This is a genomic window from Saccharibacillus endophyticus (assembly GCF_013185185.1).
GTDB classification, from domain to species: Bacteria; Bacillota; Bacilli; order Paenibacillales; family Paenibacillaceae; genus Saccharibacillus; species Saccharibacillus endophyticus.
On sequence record NZ_JAAZWE010000002.1, the window covers coordinates 847,503 to 864,459 of the forward strand.

Annotated in this window: 20 protein-coding genes; 7 read left to right on the forward strand and 13 right to left on the reverse strand. The window is 52.8% G+C overall.

The features are described 5' to 3' along the window. Positions 1–17: 17 nt before the first annotated feature. From HRQ63_RS26170 to HRQ63_RS09690, 6 genes are all read right to left on the reverse strand, one after another. The gene (locus tag HRQ63_RS26170) at positions 18–146 is read right to left on the reverse strand and encodes a hypothetical protein (RefSeq protein WP_268239449.1); all 129 of its coding nucleotides are present in this window, start codon (positions 144–146) and stop codon (positions 18–20) included. 23 nt (positions 147–169) lie between these two features. Next, entirely contained in the window at positions 170–604 is a 435-nt protein-coding gene (locus tag HRQ63_RS09670) for a phage tail assembly chaperone (RefSeq protein WP_088486539.1), read from the reverse strand. 256 nt (positions 605–860) lie between these two features. Next, positions 861–1,268, reverse strand: coding sequence for a phage tail tube protein (locus HRQ63_RS09675; protein WP_172242461.1), 408 nt, complete (start codon positions 1,266–1,268; stop codon positions 861–863). 109 nt (positions 1,269–1,377) lie between these two features. Next, entirely contained in the window at positions 1,378–2,835 is a 1,458-nt protein-coding gene (locus HRQ63_RS09680; RefSeq protein WP_172242464.1) for a phage tail sheath family protein, read from the reverse strand. A 1-nt stretch (position 2,836) separates the two neighbouring features. Beyond that, the gene (locus HRQ63_RS09685) at positions 2,837–3,043 is read right to left on the reverse strand and encodes a YqzN/YkzM domain-containing protein (RefSeq protein WP_172242467.1); all 207 of its coding nucleotides are present in this window, start codon (positions 3,041–3,043) and stop codon (positions 2,837–2,839) included. 49 nt (positions 3,044–3,092) lie between these two features. After that, the gene (locus HRQ63_RS09690) at positions 3,093–4,166 is read right to left on the reverse strand and encodes a hypothetical protein (protein ID WP_172242470.1); all 1,074 of its coding nucleotides are present in this window, start codon (positions 4,164–4,166) and stop codon (positions 3,093–3,095) included. Positions 4,167–4,671: 505 nt separating this feature from the next. Here HRQ63_RS09690 and HRQ63_RS09695 point away from each other — a divergent pair. Next, on the forward strand, positions 4,672–4,914 hold the full coding sequence (locus HRQ63_RS09695; protein ID WP_037283662.1) for a type B 50S ribosomal protein L31: 243 nt from the start codon (positions 4,672–4,674) through the stop codon (positions 4,912–4,914). 169 nt (positions 4,915–5,083) lie between these two features. On the opposite strand, the gene HRQ63_RS09700 is transcribed toward HRQ63_RS09695, so the two are convergent. The 3 genes from HRQ63_RS09700 to HRQ63_RS09710 all read right to left on the reverse strand — a co-directional run bounded on the left by HRQ63_RS09700 (position 5,084) and on the right by HRQ63_RS09710 (position 7,135). Continuing rightward, positions 5,084–5,983, reverse strand: coding sequence for a hypothetical protein (locus HRQ63_RS09700; RefSeq protein ID WP_172242473.1), 900 nt, complete (start codon positions 5,981–5,983; stop codon positions 5,084–5,086). Next, entirely contained in the window at positions 5,980–6,516 is a 537-nt protein-coding gene (locus HRQ63_RS09705; RefSeq protein ID WP_172242476.1) for an RNA polymerase sigma factor, read from the reverse strand. The genes HRQ63_RS09700 and HRQ63_RS09705 overlap by 4 nt, the downstream gene beginning before the upstream one ends. A 112-nt stretch (positions 6,517–6,628) precedes the next feature. After that, entirely contained in the window at positions 6,629–7,135 is a 507-nt protein-coding gene (locus HRQ63_RS09710; RefSeq protein ID WP_172242479.1) for an ArpU family phage packaging/lysis transcriptional regulator, read from the reverse strand. A gap of 339 nt (positions 7,136–7,474) precedes the next feature. Between HRQ63_RS09710 and HRQ63_RS09715 the strand changes: the two genes are divergently transcribed. The 4 genes from HRQ63_RS09715 to HRQ63_RS09730 all read left to right on the forward strand — a co-directional run bounded on the left by HRQ63_RS09715 (position 7,475) and on the right by HRQ63_RS09730 (position 12,774). Further along, positions 7,475–7,882 (forward strand): helix-turn-helix domain-containing protein, encoded by a 408-nt coding sequence (locus HRQ63_RS09715; RefSeq protein ID WP_172242482.1) that lies wholly within the window; start codon positions 7,475–7,477, stop codon positions 7,880–7,882. A 61-nt stretch (positions 7,883–7,943) separates the two neighbouring features. Next, positions 7,944–8,357 (forward strand): ImmA/IrrE family metallo-endopeptidase, encoded by a 414-nt coding sequence (locus HRQ63_RS09720; RefSeq protein WP_172243469.1) that lies wholly within the window; start codon positions 7,944–7,946, stop codon positions 8,355–8,357. Between the two features lie 163 nt (positions 8,358–8,520). Further along, positions 8,521–10,743, forward strand: coding sequence for an Ig-like domain-containing protein (locus HRQ63_RS09725; protein WP_172242485.1), 2,223 nt, complete (start codon positions 8,521–8,523; stop codon positions 10,741–10,743). Positions 10,744–11,079: 336 nt separating this feature from the next. Next, on the forward strand, positions 11,080–12,774 hold the full coding sequence (locus HRQ63_RS09730) for a methyl-accepting chemotaxis protein (RefSeq protein WP_172242488.1): 1,695 nt from the start codon (positions 11,080–11,082) through the stop codon (positions 12,772–12,774). A 99-nt stretch (positions 12,775–12,873) separates the two neighbouring features. On the opposite strand, the gene HRQ63_RS09735 is transcribed toward HRQ63_RS09730, so the two are convergent. Continuing rightward, complete coding sequence (locus tag HRQ63_RS09735) at positions 12,874–13,029, reverse strand: hypothetical protein (RefSeq protein ID WP_172242491.1); 156 nt, start codon at positions 13,027–13,029, stop codon at positions 12,874–12,876. Between the two features lie 286 nt (positions 13,030–13,315). Between HRQ63_RS09735 and HRQ63_RS09740 the strand changes: the two genes are divergently transcribed. Next, a complete protein-coding gene (locus tag HRQ63_RS09740; protein ID WP_172242494.1) occupies positions 13,316–13,783 on the forward strand; it encodes a hypothetical protein in 468 nt (155 codons plus the stop codon). A gap of 13 nt (positions 13,784–13,796) precedes the next feature. Then, the gene (locus HRQ63_RS09745) at positions 13,797–14,504 is read left to right on the forward strand and encodes an AIM24 family protein (RefSeq protein WP_172242497.1); all 708 of its coding nucleotides are present in this window, start codon (positions 13,797–13,799) and stop codon (positions 14,502–14,504) included. Between the two features lie 59 nt (positions 14,505–14,563). Here the strand turns inward: HRQ63_RS09745 and HRQ63_RS09750 are convergent, their stop codons facing one another. The 3 genes from HRQ63_RS09750 to HRQ63_RS09760 form a co-directional block, all read right to left on the reverse strand. Continuing rightward, positions 14,564–14,839, reverse strand: a complete 276-nt coding sequence (locus HRQ63_RS09750; RefSeq protein WP_172242500.1) for a hypothetical protein — start codon at positions 14,837–14,839, stop codon at positions 14,564–14,566. A 57-nt stretch (positions 14,840–14,896) separates the two neighbouring features. After that, the gene (locus tag HRQ63_RS09755) at positions 14,897–16,024 is read right to left on the reverse strand and encodes a toxic anion resistance protein (RefSeq protein WP_172242503.1); all 1,128 of its coding nucleotides are present in this window, start codon (positions 16,022–16,024) and stop codon (positions 14,897–14,899) included. A gap of 101 nt (positions 16,025–16,125) precedes the next feature. After that, positions 16,126–16,896, reverse strand: coding sequence for a hypothetical protein (locus HRQ63_RS09760; protein WP_172242506.1), 771 nt, complete (start codon positions 16,894–16,896; stop codon positions 16,126–16,128). Positions 16,897–16,957: the final 61 nt, after the last annotated feature.

Genomic DNA, 16,957 nt, shown 5'->3' on the forward strand with positions numbered 1-16,957 from the left:
CTTATATCGATGGATCGCTAGGCGCGGGTGCTCAGCGCTTCCAGCTCCTCCTCCGAGAAAGCCAGCAGCAGCAGCCTCTCCCCGCGCGGCAGCTTCCAAAACTCTCCGGGACGGAGATGATGGCGTACCCACATGTGGTACATCATCGTCGTCACCCCGCCGGAGCGGATTAGTTTTTTACGTCAGCCAGCTCCACGCCGAAGCCGGACAGCTCCAAGACCTTATCGCCTACCGCATCCAGTTCGCCCGCCAGCAGCATCCGGCGCACAGCTTGCTCGCCGCCGGACAGCTTGAGCCGGCTCGTGATGCGCGGATCGCCCCAGCCGTTCAGTTCCAGCCCTTTGACTTCGAGCTTCGCCGTCGCTTCGGAGATCAGCAGGGCGTTGAACGTCTCGCTGTCCACTTTTTCTTCCGTGCGGCCTTTGACCGTCTTGCGCACCATGCAGCGCTCGCGGATACTGTCCACCTTGCTGGACGTCAGGCCGCGCAGCGTCATACGAAGGTCGAGACGACGGATCGCGACCGTTTCTTCAGGCAGCTTGTCCGCTGCTTCGAACAGCACGTCCAGGATTTGTTCTTCGGACAGGTTTTCGTTGATACTCATATTGATAATTCCTCCTCGGATTTGGATGTGATGGCGGAGCGAAAACGCAAACGACGTGCCGGAAGAAGTCTTCTGCCGCACACGCCGATTCGTTTACGTAAAAAAGATCGCGCGTAAGGCATCTTAGCCCTTTAGACGGCGATCCGGATCAAATGTTTGATTGATGCTGCTTGCTTTTATCATACGTACGTCTTCTTGCAATCGGCAGCTCGGCAACGCTTTTCAATCACCAAGCAGTGATCGATATGACAACGAATCAATTCGCGCGAATCGGATCGAGCAGCTCGTACCCTTCAAAGGTAAACGTCGTTTCTTCCGCGACTTCTTCGCCTGCCGTCCAGTTCGCCAACTGAATCTTGTCCGGCATGCAGCGGATCAAGCGAACGCGTTCGTGGCCGTACGATTCCGGATCGTCGAGTTTGGAGATGATATCGAACTTTTGAAAGCCGCGGCGGATCATGTCCGAAGTGACTTTGTAGCCGCTCATCGTGCCCGTGCCTTTTTTCGCGCCTTTTTTATGCACTTTCCAATCGGTACCGGTCAGGTTCAGCTCGCGCTTTTCGATCTCCACGCTGGCTTCCAGCTTGTTGATATGGGACTGCCACACCCCGTCGATATGCAGTTGACCGTACGTGCCGAGAATGACTTTCGAAGCATCCAACATAATATTTCCTCCTTGAAATTGGGAATGGTTTATTTTAATGAATATCGATGATGAAAAAGGAGCTGCTGCGCGGTATTCATACTTTGCGCCAACGCTCCTCAGCCTGCTTTTACTGGACGTTGAACGTACCGAACAATTGCTCCATCACGTCGGCCAGCTTCACGTTCCATTGCAGGAAGACCTGATCCGCCTCCGGCTTAATGATGGGAGCGTCGCCGTAGTAGGCAGGGTCCAAAAGCACGTCGAAGCCGTTGGCTTCGATCACGCCGCTTTGAGCGAGCAGGGCCAGATATTCCTTCATCGCGCCGATCAGCGCCAGACGGCCTTCTTCCGTATTGTTGACCTTGCCGATGTACGAGTCTTCCGCCGTACGTTGCAGGTCGCTGCTGATCGCATCCATCACGCGGACGGAGCGAATCTTTTTCCAGGCGTTGTTTTGACCTGCGGCCGGCGTAACCAAGGTGTTGATTCCGCGCAGCGTTTTGACCTGACGGCCGTCATGGAACAGCAGGAATACGCCGTTTTTGACCGCCGTTTCTTGCTCGGAACGCGTCCAGCGGCGAGTCACGTCTTCGAACGGAGCCGCATGGTACGTCGTCGATTCGTTCAAACGCTGTCCGGCGATCAGACCTGCGACATACGCGCTTGTCTGTGCGGAACTGTAGGAAGCCGAGCCCAGTTTGACCCCTGTACCGACATTGATAATGCCTTCGTGGTTGAGTGCCGTCGAACGGGCGGAGGCCAGCTCCGGCGCGTTGACGGCCTTATCGTCCGCTTCGGTACCGCCGACAACCAGCGTTACGCCGCGGCCTTCTCCGCGCAGACGCTTCACGAATGCCGCAAAACTTTGCAGCAGGGCCGAATCGGCTGCGAAATCCAAGGACAATACGTCAAAGTCCGTGCCTTCCAAGGCCGACTGCGCCGCAATGTAATCCGCGTTAGTCAGCTCGCCATTGCCGCTTGCACCGCCCGTAAACGCTACGCCGGAAACTTGCGACAGAATCGATTCCGGTGCCAGCGCTTCGGCTTTCACCCAAATGTTTTCTGCATCCGAGTTAATCGCCTCAACGAATGTCGCTGCGCTGCCGGTTTCTGAAACGAATGTACGCAGCAGCTTCGCGCCTTCGTACAGACGCAGCTCCAGTGCATTCTCGTTCGCAACGTTCGGCTGAACCGCGGCGCGGAAGCTGTTGCCGCGGCTGCCGGTGTAAGAAGCGGTCAGACGAAGCACATCGGTTTCACCCGTTTTGAGTGACAGCGATGCCGCAGCTGCCTTATCGTCGGCAACGCGGTAAGCGAGCAGCTTTTTCGGCCCGCCCAGCAAAGCCAGATACAAAGAATCGTAAGCCGTGGCGCCGTTTGCCGCTTCGTTCGAGAACGTACGGCTGATCGCCGCCTCGCTGCCGATTTCGACAAACTGCCGCTCGGGTCCCCAGTTGCCTTTGACCAATACCGCTACCGTTCCGCGACTGCCCGGCTGTACCGCCGAAGCCGCTGCCGCCTGAAAATTCATGTAAAGTCCCGGAAGGACCGGTTTTTCCGTTGCACTCCAAGTTCCGCCTGCCATATTACTTCACCTTCGCTTTCATAAATTGTTTGATCTTTTGCATGACTTGTTCGACTGTAAAACGTTCTTCCGATTCGCCGAAGAGCGCAGCGTGCACGACTTCTTTGCGTACACCGAATAGATCTTCCGCATGCGACATCAGTTCGTCTGCCGTATGCAAGGCCGCTTCTCGGCGAGTATCGGCTGCCATCTTCGTGGTACTTGCCATATTCATCCCGCCTTACTGTCCATAATGATCGGTAGGTTCAAAGGGCGCTTCAATCTCCCTGCTTCAGTCCGACTCGTCCGATTAATACGGGCGGGTCGGTCTCTCCAGGTCGACCTCCAGGATCAACGACACGCTCCAGAACGTCGAGCCGGAGCTGACCTTTCAAAAAACCGTCGGCTTCCAGATCCGCAACCACGTCCGCAATCGTTGCCCCGCGACGTCCTGGCGCCGTTGGCTTCAATCTCTGCGCCGCGCTAAGTCGTTCAGCCAATCTCGAAAGCGCCTCGCGTTCTTCGGACGGCATACGCCCCAATACATGCGCGGCGTAGGTCCGCCGTACGTCGAATGCGGACGGCTTCGCGGTTACTTTTCGACTGCCTGCCAGCCGCCATAATACGCAAGGTCTTGCAACCGCAGATGACCAGCGATCCGTATGGATCTGCCAATCGCTTCCAAGCAATTCAGACGTCAACTTGGTCAAGCTCGTTAACTCTGCGCCTGCTTCGCCCGTATCGGATGCAATCGTGTTCGTCGGCTGTCGGTATACCGCAAACCGCAAGCCGCGCGTCATACTGCCGCTACCGAACGCAGCGTCTGTGCGATCCCCGTCAGCCGATCCGGCAAACACGCAGGTGAACGCCGGTTTGGCAAAGTTGCTTGTGCTGCTCGACGTTTGCTCAACAGAATTAGGCAAGCTTTCTTCAACCGTATCACCGCCGAGCACCGACTCGTGCAGTGCCGCTTCGATCTGCCCGGCCAGTTCTTCGACCTTGTCAAAGCCGCCGGCAGCCTCATCGGCATAAGGCCAAATCTTCACGATACGCCGATAACCGGCCCAATCGTTTTTGCGAATCTCCTCGCCGAAAGTGACCACCGCGCCAAGCCCCGTATACGTCTGTCCCGATGAAGGCAAATCGTGAACGCGATCCGCCAATTCCGGAATTCGTTCTTCCAATACTTTTTTGATCGTCTCGCGAATGACACGCCCTCCTTCCTTTCCCGCTCCACGCTCAAAACCGCCGACGGGTAATCCGACGACGGTTCGAACCGTTTCGCGTCTAGTTCTGATACTTTTGCTAACCTCGGGAGTCTCGCCAGATCCTTTTCGCGCCGCCTGTTGCATGACAAAGACGGCTGCGTCGCCCGCAAGGGCCGCACCCGTCTTTTCAGCGGATATGAGCTTCTCTGAGCTTTCGGCGCCCGGCCTCTCGCTCAACTTCCCGATGATATAATCTTACCGCCTTTTTCGCCAAACGAAGACGGTGAAGCGTCCGACTTTTGTCCGATAAAAAGCGGGAAAAAGACGAGTCTTCGGCGGAAAAAGAGCGAATCACTTCTGCAAACCTTTTAACCACGGGATTTCTGCTACTTTTTAGATGCTTGAACTTTTCCAATGCGCCATAATCCGGACTTGTTTGCCCAACCTGCCGACTGGACCGCTGTTACTTTTAATTGGGCCGAGCTACTTCGTCTTTCTTCTATATAAGATGTACGATTTGTCGCCTTGGCACCTCCCTCTCAAACAAATTCAACAGCTTCTCCATATTTCAATATTGTCAAGATGCTTGCCCTATGCTACTATATAGTGTATGTGATTATTGATTATTTTAAGAAGGAGTTGAAAATAGATGAAACAAGGAATTCACCCTAACTACCAACCGGTAGTATTCATGGACACGAGCACAGGACACCAGTTCTTGAGCGCTTCGACTCGTAAATCCAATGAAACTGTAGCTTGGGAAGACGGCAACACTTACCCGCTGATCAAAGTGGAAATCACTTCCGATTCGCACCCGTTCTTCACTGGCAAACAGAAGATTCTTGACGCCGGCGGCCAAGTCGAGCGTTTCAAAAAGAAATACAACCTGTAAGATCAAGCTCGCGCAAGCGAACTTCTACGACCAGGCAGCGGAATCTTCCGACGCCTGTTTTTTTTGCGTTTTTTCGTAAGGTTTCTTTGAGCAGAACGCAAAAGCCGCGACACCCGAAACGGGAATCGCGGCTTTTCTTTATTCAAATGGAATCCGATCTTCTTGAATCTTATTCGTCGCCTGCCATTTCCGGCCAAGCGATCTTATAAAATTCCAGATAGCTTGCTTTTTGCGGCGTATCTTTTAGCACTTTCCATCCGTTTTCTCCTTTTTGCATGCGGATCGAACCTTTCATGGGGAGCGGATCATGACCCCCGGAGAACACGATATCCAGCGTATAATCAAACACGGCCTGCTCCTGCTCCAAGTCCACGCTTCTCGTCTTCATTTCGATATTTTCAACCGCCAGCTCCGAATCCGTGCTTATGGCTACGTGATAAGGCATATTACCTGCTTGGTTGTTAAAATAGATCGTCAAGAATTCGCTCTCCGCGTACGGAGACAACTCTGCATGACGCCTTCCGATCCAAGCGAGCATGCCTTCTCCGTCTTCGTCTCCCGATTGAAATTCGCTTTTGAATACATCCAATTGCGCTTGCGTTACCGTTAAATCTTCCCGCTTGAACGTCTCCGCCGCTTTCCGGGCTTCCGCCTCGGCCGACGCCTCTGCGGATATCTGCGTATGTTGCTCCTCCGTCTGTCCGCCGCCGACTGCGCCTCCCGCCTGATTTCCGCCCGATCCCGGACCGTTCTGTGCCTGCCCGGCAACCTGCGTCTGCGCGGCGTTCGGCATTCCGTCGTCCAGCCACCCCGCAGAATTCGCTCCCCAAACGCCTCCGAAAATCACTCCGGCTGCTGCTATCGCTCCAAGAGCCGTTTTCCCTTTATTCCGTGTCGGTACATATGCGTTTTTCATCGTCGACTCCTCCTTGATCTTGCGCATTTGCGCGAGCGTAGGCTCTTTGCTCATCTGCCCAGGCTCGCGGCCAAGCGTATCGTACCAATTCGGCCGCACGTCCCGATCTTGTCCCTTTTTCCGACTGTCGTCCGGTTCATTGAATCGGTTCATGCTTGTTCCTCCTCATTCATCATGCGCTCCATCCGGCTTCGCGCCCGCGACAATCTGGACTTGTACGTGCCTTCGGGGATGCCCAACATTTCCGCGCCTTCGCGCGCCGTCATGCCGTAATGCGCTTCAAGCAGCAGCGTCTCGCGCAATTTATCCGGAAGCCGGAACACGAACTCCCATATACGCCGCTCGCCCGCCTCGGCCAGATAGGCTTTTTCCGCCGATGCTTCCGTGCCGCCCTGTTCTACTTTTGAAAAAGGCAGTACCCGGCGCACGAACGCGGAACGTTTGTGGTTGATGTACGCGTGCCGCGCGATCGTCATCAGCCACGTTTTGACGGAAGACTCTCCTCGAAAAGATTTCCACCCGCGCAGCGCCCGCACGAACGTATCCTGCGTGAGATCGTCGGCCGTGGAGCGGCTCCCCGTCATGAAGAAGAGATATTTCCACACCTCGCCCCAATGAGTGCGTATGACGGTATCCGGATCGGCAGCCTGCATATTCGCGTCCGAATGTTCTCTCGTCTTATCCATCTGCTCACCTCTTCTACTCTTTTAGACAAGACAGGGCGAAGATCGTTCCCTTTTTTCCCGAAAAACTTCCGATGTTTAAAACGTAACGGTATTTTCTTGGGCGTTCAGTCGATTAAGCCTGCTTCTTGTTTCCTTTGCCGTGAATGCTTTCCGGCTTCTTCGCCAACAATTCGTCCAGCTCGATCAGTCCCATTGCGGACAGCGTCAGCGCCATCTTGTAAAAAGCACCCGTGCGTACTTTAACATAGGTGTCCTTGCTGATCGGCGGATCGAACACGTGATTGTACACCTTATAGTCGAATACGTCGTCCTGCTTCATGTAGCGTTCGCGCAGCAGCAGCCGTTCCCGATCGTTCAACCGCTCCACGATCCGCTCGATCCGTTCGCAGTAAGCGACGCGGGCAGCCGGCATATCGACGTTATAAATGGCGGTTCGAGCCGTGGAGTCGCCGGTCGTCCCCGTGTAACCCGAAGGGATCTCGTTATAAGAAGAGGTGACGCGGGCTTCCCGCTCCTCGAACGTGATCGTCTTGTAAATTCGGTATTTTTCCATGGCGGCCTCGATAGCAGCCTGCGTTTTTCGGCGATCGAGCTTGGGCAAATTCAATGTGGCATCCATGTTTATCTCTCCTTTTTGTTGTCTTTTGGCAATACTTAAAGCAAAAAACTCCGTTTTCTTAAGGTTTTGTTCGCATCTTGTTCGTATTATGTTTTAACCTTACCACATCTTTTCCAAACTCGTAAAGAACCATTTTGACGTTTTCTTCCACATCAGCGCCATACATGAATTTTTTTGTATTTTCCGCCTTTTGGCAATATTTTTTGTTAACACATTTACCCGGCACCGGATATTGGGTATATTAAACAGAGAGGGAACGCCGGGCGAAAAGACGGTAAAGGATGTGTTGCCGAGTTTTGAAACATGCCCTAAATTGACGAAGCGAGGAAGGATGCGCATATGGAAAAGCGATTCGGCAGTTATTTGAGACAAGTTCGCGAACGCAAAGGCTGGAGCATTAACCGTCTGGCCGGAGCTGCGGGTGTCAGCACGTCGCAGATCTCCCGTATCGAGCATGGCCTTCGGGGCGTGCCCAAACCGCAGACGATCACCAAGATCGCGCAAGCGCTCGGCGTTCCGTACGAAGAAATGATGAACGAAGCCGGTTATTTGCCCGATGCTCATGAAGGGACAACGCCGGAGTGGGCCAGCTCGCGCGACAAGCGGGATTTCAAAAAGATGCTTGAAGAAGACGGAGAGCTGATGTTCGACGGCATCCCGTTGGACCGGGAAGACAAGCAGCGCATCAAGGACGTGCTGACCGGCCTTTTCTGGGAAGCCAAGCAAATGAACAAACGCAAAAGCTGATCGTCTGATTACTTCCGATTCCGAATATTCCGCCAAAAGGAGGGCACGGACGGTGGATTCAATGAACGAACTCGTCAACCGACTTATCCGCATGACGCGCACGACCGATCCGTTTGCCATGGCGGAGGCGCTCGGTATCCATATCCGCTACATGGACCTCGGCAAATCGACCAAAGGGCTTTATTACCGGAAGCTCCGCAGGCGTTTTATCGTGATCAACGAACATCTTCCCGAGGAATGGCGTAACTTTGTTTGCGCGCACGAGCTCGGGCATGACCGCCTGCATAAGGGAGTGAATCGATTTTTTATCGAGGAGCATTCTTTTTTCAGCGCAGGCAAGCTTGAACGGCAGGCCAATCGCTTCGCCATGCTGCTGCTTACGAGCAAGACCGAACCGATTCCCGGCGAATCGTTCGAACGGTTTTTGCTGCGCAGCGGAATTCCGGCGGAATGCGTTTATTTTTTTGTCCAATGATCGAACATACGTTCCAGAAGCGATTAGGACATATTGCCCATTTCCATTTTTTTATATTCAAAACGTAACGTTCTAGGGTTTTTCTCCGATAATAAAGAAGACGGAACGGCTGAACCCGCCTTCCACTTTGATTCAAAAAACTTATTTATTGAAGGAGAAGATCATGATCCGACAAAAAAGAGTGATGAGAACCCTGGCTCTGCTGCTTATGATTGCCGCGATTGCGTTCCCTGCGAATGCTTTTGCCGCCACGGGAGACGTCACCTCGATTTCGTTCGACGACGCGACGAAAAAAGAATTGGTGATCGGCCAATCGGCCAAACAGTTGAAGGTTTATGCGACCCTCGAAGGCTCGACTTCCAAAAAAGATATTACGGCAACCGCAGCATGGACTTCTTCCGACGAAGACGTCGCGCAGGTTGTCAAAGGTCTGGTCACGCCTAAAGATACAGGCACGGCCATGATTACGGCCACTTACGAAGGCGCAGTCGCAACGGTAGAAATCGCAGCTTCGTATCCGTATACCAAGCTCGCCCTTGAACCGGTCAAAAGCGGTACATATCAACTGGGCGATTCCGAAAACGATTTGAAAATCAAAGCCAAGCTCACAGGCGGCGAAGAAAAAGATAAAGTCACCGACGTCACTTCGCTCGCGACATGGACCAGCTCCAACTCTTCCGTATTGACGGTCGAAGCGGGACAAATCACGCTGGTCGGCAAAGGCACGGCAACGATCACGGCCAAGTACCAAGGTCAAACAGGTACATTCAAAGCTACGGTCGCCCTGCCTTATTCTTCTCTTGAAATCCGCGACGACAAAGGAAAAGCAACGGATCTTGAATTGATCGTCGGCGATGAAATCAAACTGAAATCCATTGCTCCGGCTGCCGGCGGCAGCGGAGAGCATGATGTTACGGCCGATGCAACATGGACAACTTCCAATGAATCCGTCGTTGCCGTCGAAAAAGGCGCTCTTACCGTAAAAGCTGCGGGCAAAGCTACGATTACGGTTCAATATTTGGGCGTAACCGGCACGCTGGACGTTTATGTGCGTTCACCGTACGAAGCACTGCTGTTGGTTCCTTCCGAAGCGACAACGATCTTCCTGGGCGAAACGCTTGATCTGAAAGCGGAAGTTCGCGACCGTGCCAACTCTTCGCTCGACGTATCCGCTTCTTCCAAATGGACGTCCAGCAGCTTGTTGGCCGCTACCGTCGACGGCGGCAAAGTTACGGCTAAAGCTGTAGGCAGCACCACGATCAAAGCCGACTACGGCGGGATTTCCAAAGAAATCAAAGTGACGGTTTATCCGACGCTGAAGTCGCTTGAAGCGGCAAAGACAGAAACCGAACTGTACAAGGGCGAGTCGGAGACTCTTCCAAAGGTCAATGCGCTGAAGCTCGACGATTCGAAGCTGGATCTGAGCAACGACGTGAAATGGACCTCGGGCGATGAAGAGATTGCTTATATTGAAAATGGCAAAGTTATTGCGAAGTCGGCAGGTACCGTTACGCTGACTGCTTCTCTGCCTGACTCCACTTCCGTAAACACGCCTTCGGGCGACGTTTCCGTACGAGGCAAACAAGTTGAATTCAAAGTCACGATCAACGAAAAAATTCTGGTCCTGATCGGTCCGGACGAAGCACTGAACCTGATCGTCGGCGATTCTTCCGAGCTTCCGACCGTGAATGCGGTTTGGGAAGACGGCCAAGAGAAAGACGTTTCTTCGCTGATTACCTGGACCGTAAGCGGCACGAATGCCGTGATCAAGACAACCGATAAAGGCCAAGAAATCAAAGGCTTGCTCAAAGGTTCCGCAACGCTGAAAGGCACGTACCTGAACAAGTCGATCACCGTTCCGGTGAAGATCGAACAAAAAATCACTAAAATCGTGGTCGAACCGACTTCGATCGAACTCAATATCAAATCCAGCAAATCGATTAAGGTGACCGGCTTCTTCGCAGACGGTTCCAAGATCTCGCTGGGCAGCAAGGTAGGTTGGGAATCTTCCAATCCCGAGGTTGCTTCGATCAAGACGACTTCCGTGAAAGGCGTCTCCGAAGGCAAAGCAACGCTGAGCGGCTCTTACCAAGACATTGCCGTATCCGTAGATGTGACGGTAGTACCGAAGCTGACGAAGTTGACGGTTGACGAGAAATCGTTGAAACTGGCTCCCGGCGCCGGAAAAACGGTTATCGTCACAGCTGCTTACGATACCGGTGCAACAGCCAGCGTAGCTGCGCAAACGACATGGACAAGCTCCAAACCGTCCGTAGCCACGATCTCGGCTGCGGGTCAAATCTCGGCCGTAGCCGAAGGCAAAACAACGATCAAAGGCAAGTTCGGCAACAAGACCGTTACGATCTCGGTAACGGTGAAGAAATAATAGATTTTAAAGGTTTCGATCCTATTCTGATTGATCAAAGAAATGCCGTTCCTTCTTCGGAAGGAGCGGCATTTTTGCATGCTTTATACTTTGTATCCCCGCTGTTTAACCTGAACAACTTTGTTTACCGTTAGAACATGCGCCACTAATTTAAATCATGGAATAGAGCATTTTGAGATTTTTATCATAGCGACCGTTTCTTTAATCTTGCAGGATATGAACGTATGACAACTCGATTCCGATCCCCTCGCCCTCTCCGATTCATCCCTCTTCAATGACGGCAGCGGTAAGCACGATGTTGTTTAACGTACAATTCAAAGGGGGATCAAATCGATTATGAAACTCGCCGGGAAAATCACAACGGCTATCGTATCTTTATTTCTCGTGATCGGATTAGCTGTCGGCTTGCTGGCCTATCGGGCGGCTTACGGCCAAGTTGACGAAGCCGTCGGAATCGAGCTGGTAGGCTGCGCAAATATTACGACTGGCTTGGTAGCTCCCGCCGATATCGAAGCGCTAGCCGCAGGCGATACCTCGAAACTGGAAGCAATCCAAAACAAAATCAACTGGATTCACGATCACAAACCGATTTTCAAAGAAGCCTTTATTCTATCCGTGGACGGAAAAATCCTCGCAGCCGACTCCAATCTGAGAGAACGCGGCTACAAGGCAGGAGACAGCTTCTATTTCACCGACGAAGATCGGAACATGGCAACGACGATGTCGCACGGCGTTTACTCGAAAGTCTATGCCTATGACGGAGTCGGACTCAAAACCGGTTATGGCCCTATTTATTCCGGCGAGGGCGAAAACCAGAAAGTCGTCGCATTGATGGCAATCAACTTCGATTCCTCGATTATTCAGGAACGCACGCTCTCCGTTTTCGAAATTCCGCTGCTGATCGGGGCTATCCTGCTCACCATCGCATTGATTGCGGTTTATTTCATCATCCGTCGAATGATTTCTCCTGTCGTTCATTTATCCGAACAGACTCGTTTGCTGGCACAGGGCGATCTCAGCATGAAGGCGATCCCGGTACGGGGGCGCGACGAAGCATCGATGCTGGCTTCCGACTTTAATATAATGGCCGGCAGTTTCCGCAGCATTTTGACCGAGGTTCGGGACAGTTCGTATCAGGTCGCTTCCGCTTCGGAGCAGCTTACCGCAAGCGCCGGACAAACGGGTTCTGCCGGAGAACGAATTCACGATGTTGCCATGGCTTTGGAAAAAGAAGCCTCGCTCCAGCATCACTCGCTGACGGAAAGCTCGGAGTTGCTGGATCAAATCACAACCTTTGCCCAGCAGGTATTGGGACGGGTTGAAGACTTGGCCCATAGCGCTTCCGAATCGGAGCGGCACTCGCGCACGGCTGGAAGAGACCTGGATCAAGCCTCTCATGAATTGAACTTGACGGACGCTGCATTAAGCGAATTGCAGGCTGCCATTGAAGACATGCGCTCGCATTCGCAGAAGATTCGTCAAATTCTGGGCGTGATTACAGAAATCTCGGAAGAGACTCAGCTGCTTGCTTTGAATGCAGCCATTGAATCCGCCCGCGCAGGCGAACATGGACGCGGCTTCGCCGTCGTTTCGGACAATATTCGCAAACTGTCGGATCGATCCGGATCGGCGGTGCGACAAATCCATGGAATTATCGAGTCCACGCTGGGTCAAATCGAAGCCGCTGCCGGTGCGATGTTCTCCGTATCCTCCGCCGCCGACCGCGGCACCCAGACGTTCGCCTCGGCTTCGTTATCATTCGCTGCCATTCAAAGTGCTTGGTCCGTCTCCAAAGAAAATGCCGGCGCGGCGATGATCGACGTCAAGCGCCTCGCGGAAGACGCCAACTCCGTCTCGGAGCGAATCCGACTCAGCGCCTCGATTGCCGACGGTACGCATGAACGTGCGCAATTGCTGGCGGGTTCTTCAGGCGATCAACATGCTTCCATGCAGGAAATTCAGGCTTCGTCCACGATGCTCTCGCATCTGTCCGAAGACCTGTTCACGCTGGTAGACCGATTTAAAATCTAAACAAAAAAGCTGCCTGCTCATTCCGTTGTCTGAACGGATGTGAACATGACAGCTTTTTTCGATTTTCGTCCGTGAATGGTCGAAGGAATTCGCTTCTAATCAATGCTTCGAAGCAACTTTGCTTTCGATTTCAAGCGCTGCCGCTTCGGTAGTCACCGGGCGGAATGTCACGCTATCGAGCAGCAGTTCGTTTCCGACCGGCTCTCCGTTAAGCGTGACCGTGATTTTCGTAAAATTCGAGTTTGTCGTATACATATATATTCGCTCCCGTTCGATGATTAATGTAAGCGTGCTTTCATCGTACGGCCAGAAGTGATCTTTTTTAACCGAAATTGGTGTTTGTCCGGAAACTTCGGTACACTTAATGACGTACAATCTTAAGCACTGCAAATGACGGACACATTCGGCATAACGTCTTGTCCGCTTGTTGTTTATGTATACCCGATTGACTGCTTGATTAAACATTCTCCTTATAAAACGCATACGCCCTAAATCGACCCTACTGCTATTCGACATCTTAAATCGAGGTGACCTTTTCATCATGAAGCATAGATTCTCCTTCGCTTTACGCAAATGCGTCCCTGTCGCCTTATTGGTCGGAATCCTGCTCCTGCCTGCGGGACGCCAAGCGCATGCTTGGGAACCGTTCGACAACTTCGTCAACGGATTGGAAATGTTCGGCGAACTGCCGAGCGAAGTCAATCAGCTCAGGCAAAGCTACCAGGAAACCGTGAATCAGCTCGAGGACGCTAAATCCGATATCCAAAGCTACCGGGAAGACATGGAAGGTTATCGGGATCAGGTGACCCAGTTAAATGAACAAAATCAACGGCTCGACCAACAAAACCAGCAGCTTCAGCAGACCGTCGCGGCCTTGAATGCGGCACAGGAAGAACGCGATCGCAGCGCAAGAACCATGAAAATCATTATTTTCGTTCTGATCGGCCTGTTCGTCGGTTATTTCCTGTTTATTCGCGTGCTTCGTCTCGGCCTGCGCGGCAGACGATGAACGGAGGACTTGCATGAATATCATCCATGAACAATCCGGCGACTCCTTCGGTGCGCAAGCCTACACGTTCGAGCTTGAACACGACGACGGCGTCCATATCCTGCACCCCCAGCAGGTCATGTCTTACCGCGGGCATCCCCGGGGACGGAGCGACCGTCTGCTGGAGATCAGCCGCATGATGCGCAAACGCAAGCTGATCCGCGCTGATTTCAAAGGACGCTGTACTTTTACCGCCGTGCTGCCAGCCGGCTTTGGCCTGCAAATGCTTGATCTATCCGGCGGCAGCGATATGCTGTACGATTTCCGCCAATTGTTTTTTTATACGGACGGCATTGAGATGAAGAGCCGCATATTGAAACTGAAAAATATGCTCATCACCCAAGACGCGATCAAAATGAAGTTTTCCGGTAACGGACAGATTGGCATCATGACCCAAGGTACCGTATTCCAAGCCGAATTGCACGAGAAAGAACCGCTGTTCGTCAACGCAGGAAGCATCCTGGCCTATCCGGAGAACGCCAAGCTGGACCTCGCCGTCTACGGCAACCATCTCGCCAGCCAGCATATGAACTATCACTGGAAAATGACCGGGCGCGGCCATGTGCTGCTTCAGGCGGGCGGTACGCGCAGCCAAGAACTCCGCGAGCATATGGAAGACGACGGGCTGGTCAAGCGTATTCTGCGCGAAGCCATTCCTTTCGGGAATATCTTTATCAAATAAATACGCATACAAAAAAGCCGTCCTCGCCGCATACGCGGTCAAGGCGGCTCTTTTTGTTTTTATGCTTCTTCCGGCTCCATCGAATCCCAAGCCGCATCGACCATGATGTCAAAGGCTTCGTCATCATTTTCGATATGTTCCTCGAACGCCAGAATTTCTTCCTCCGGCCCCGGTTGTTGCAAGAAATGCAGGCTATATTCCCACGCATCTCCCTTTTTGCTGTAGATCGTTAGCTCGTAAGGCTCTTTATGACCCTCAACTTCCGCTTCGACCTTCCCCATGTAGCTCTTATCTTCCCTGCGCTCCATACGTGCATTAAGGATCTTGATGTTCATTCCACGCAGTCCTCCCTCTCTCGTCTTCATGCCTGCCGAACAGGCCTTATCATCTTTTTAATCCAGCAAATTAGAAATGGACTGCAACCGCTGTGCTTCGCTCTGTTGCCCGGCTGTGACGCGCTCAGGTCCTGCTGAACCCCCGCTTTGCATCAGGCCCAGGCGGTCGTTCATCTTTTTGTTGATTTCCGTCATGCGGCCGGTTTGCTCGGTTGCCGACTTGATGATCGTACGGTTGGATTGTTCGTACAGATCCATAGCCGTGAACAGATCGCCCATCGCGCGTTCCACCGCTTCAAGCTGCATAGCGGGTTTTCCGAGCAGTTCGTTTGTTTTTTGCGTCGTTTCTTTCAACATGCGCGAGTTCTCCTCGAACATGTTCTGAAGCGTCTGATTCGCCGTATTGACCGCTTCGATCGTCTCCATCTGATCTTGAAGAGCCATCGCGATCATCGCCGACACCGTAATCAAATGCTGCGTCTTATCGATTGTCGCATCGACGGAGTCGATCAGCTTGTCGTTATTGTCGTTAATGATATCCGTACCGGCAATCGCTTGCTGATACAACATGATCATTTCCGTGAACGACTGGATACGCGTTACGACTTTGCGCAGGCCGCGCTCCAGCGTCGTTTTGCGATTCGCGTTTTCCGGCTTGGCGATCTCTTCCTCGAATAACGTCTTCAGACGGTTGCCCATCGCGATCCGCATTTGCAGATTGTACACTTCCTCGATGGAAGTCCGCTTCAGGTTCCGCATATACGCCATGTTTTCTTCAAGCGTATCTTTGCCGTTGCGCAGCGATACGACGATGGCATCGACGTTCGTTTTAACCGATTGATACTTGTAAATGTAGTTCTTGAGCGGCGTCTTGCGCATGATCTTATCGAAAAAGCCCAACTGCTTGCTCTTGCTCAGCGAATCGATCTCGGTGCGCAGGCGCAAAATGTTGCCGCCGACTTCGGAACGCTTGCCGGACACCATATCGTTGACCGGACGCTGAAGCATTTCGAGCGACTGGCCTGCCTTTTCCATCGTGCGTTGACCCATTCGGCCGATCTGATCCATCAGCTCGTCGAGCTGGAGATTATCCGTATTCGCGACTTTTTGAATAACCTGCTTCGCTTCTTGCTCCACCTTGGCCGCATCGTCTTTTTTCAAATCTACCGCAAGATTCATCGACATAAAAGTTCCTCCTTTTAATCCGGTATACGCAGACAAATACTGTCGCTTATCGCGGGCCTATCCCATCTTCTTGCCCGGAGGGGTCGAAGATGGAACGAACCTTAATCAGAAGTCCGGTATCGCTGTTGAATCAGATCGATCCGGCTTTGCAACTCGATCAAGTCGCGATGCTCGATCGTCTCCACATACAACGATAGCCGGGAGTTGATGTCTTTGATTCCGTCCAGAAGCAGTCGGCGGTTTTTGCGCTTGGCTTCGCCGCTTAGCTTCAAGAACGGGTTAATTGCGCCATTCAGGTCTTTGAAGACCAGACGCTGAATATTATGATTGACTTTGCTGTCGTTCAATTCCTTGAGCTGAGGAATCAGGCGGGAAATCCGGGCCAGCAGCGACATCGTCTTTTCGACGATCTCGTCATCCAGCGCGTTTTTCTGTCCTTCCGAAATAATCAGCTCTTCGATCACCGAGATATACTCGTGAACCGGGTCCCACATCTCGTCAGGTTCCGCGGCAGGCTTGGGAGGCGCCGGAGGATTCGCGGCAGCGGCTGCTGCCTTCCGACTCTCCTCTTCGCGCCGAGCAGCCTGCTCCTCGCGCAGACGGCGCTCTACCGCCTGATCGACTGCCGGAATACCTGTGCGCCTTCCGCTTGGCGGAAGCACTTCAGGCTGCGGCTGAGACTGCGGAGACACGTCGATCGGGGTTGGTTTGGGCTTGCGGCGTTTGAACGCGCCGATGCTCAGCAATACCGCGCCGCCGGGAATCAATGCCGAAACCCATACAGGCAAAAAATCGTTCCCCGCAATCGTAAGCGCATAACCCGCGATAAAGGCCGTAATAGCCAGACCGTAACGTTTGATATAATCAATCATGCCTTGAACACCTCCAGCTTGATGGCAGAGCCTAAGCCGCCCCGCCCACGTCCGCTTTGGT

Bases quoted from the DNA above. Each gene is read 5' to 3' on its own strand.
- HRQ63_RS09725 (WP_172242485.1), top strand. From the start codon at position 8,521: ATGATCCGACAAAAAAGAGTGATGAGAACCCTGGCTCTGCTGCTTATG.
- HRQ63_RS09700 (WP_172242473.1), bottom strand. From the start codon at position 5,983: ATGAACCGATTCAATGAACCGGACGACAGTCGGAAAAAGGGACAAGAT.
- HRQ63_RS09760 (WP_172242506.1), bottom strand. From the start codon at position 16,896: ATGATTGATTATATCAAACGTTACGGTCTGGCTATTACGGCCTTTATC.
- HRQ63_RS09735 (WP_172242491.1), bottom strand. From the start codon at position 13,029: ATGTATACGACAAACTCGAATTTTACGAAAATCACGGTCACGCTTAAC.
- HRQ63_RS26170 (WP_268239449.1), bottom strand. From the start codon at position 146: ATGATGTACCACATGTGGGTACGCCATCATCTCCGTCCCGGAGAGTTT.
- HRQ63_RS09740 (WP_172242494.1), top strand. From the start codon at position 13,316: ATGAAGCATAGATTCTCCTTCGCTTTACGCAAATGCGTCCCTGTCGCC.
- HRQ63_RS09720 (WP_172243469.1), top strand. From the start codon at position 7,944: ATGAACGAACTCGTCAACCGACTTATCCGCATGACGCGCACGACCGAT.
- HRQ63_RS09695 (WP_037283662.1), top strand. From the start codon at position 4,672: ATGAAACAAGGAATTCACCCTAACTACCAACCGGTAGTATTCATGGAC.
- HRQ63_RS09670 (WP_088486539.1), bottom strand. From the start codon at position 604: ATGAGTATCAACGAAAACCTGTCCGAAGAACAAATCCTGGACGTGCTG.
- HRQ63_RS09750 (WP_172242500.1), bottom strand. From the start codon at position 14,839: ATGAACATCAAGATCCTTAATGCACGTATGGAGCGCAGGGAAGATAAG.
- HRQ63_RS09745 (WP_172242497.1), top strand. From the start codon at position 13,797: ATGAATATCATCCATGAACAATCCGGCGACTCCTTCGGTGCGCAAGCC.
- HRQ63_RS09755 (WP_172242503.1), bottom strand. From the start codon at position 16,024: ATGTCGATGAATCTTGCGGTAGATTTGAAAAAAGACGATGCGGCCAAG.
- HRQ63_RS09715 (WP_172242482.1), top strand. From the start codon at position 7,475: ATGGAAAAGCGATTCGGCAGTTATTTGAGACAAGTTCGCGAACGCAAA.
- HRQ63_RS09675 (WP_172242461.1), bottom strand. From the start codon at position 1,268: ATGTTGGATGCTTCGAAAGTCATTCTCGGCACGTACGGTCAACTGCAT.
- HRQ63_RS09690 (WP_172242470.1), bottom strand. From the start codon at position 4,166: ATGCAACAGGCGGCGCGAAAAGGATCTGGCGAGACTCCCGAGGTTAGC.
- HRQ63_RS09680 (WP_172242464.1), bottom strand. From the start codon at position 2,835: ATGGCAGGCGGAACTTGGAGTGCAACGGAAAAACCGGTCCTTCCGGGA.
- HRQ63_RS09685 (WP_172242467.1), bottom strand. From the start codon at position 3,043: ATGGCAAGTACCACGAAGATGGCAGCCGATACTCGCCGAGAAGCGGCC.
- HRQ63_RS09730 (WP_172242488.1), top strand. From the start codon at position 11,080: ATGAAACTCGCCGGGAAAATCACAACGGCTATCGTATCTTTATTTCTC.
- HRQ63_RS09705 (WP_172242476.1), bottom strand. From the start codon at position 6,516: ATGGATAAGACGAGAGAACATTCGGACGCGAATATGCAGGCTGCCGAT.
- HRQ63_RS09710 (WP_172242479.1), bottom strand. From the start codon at position 7,135: ATGGATGCCACATTGAATTTGCCCAAGCTCGATCGCCGAAAAACGCAG.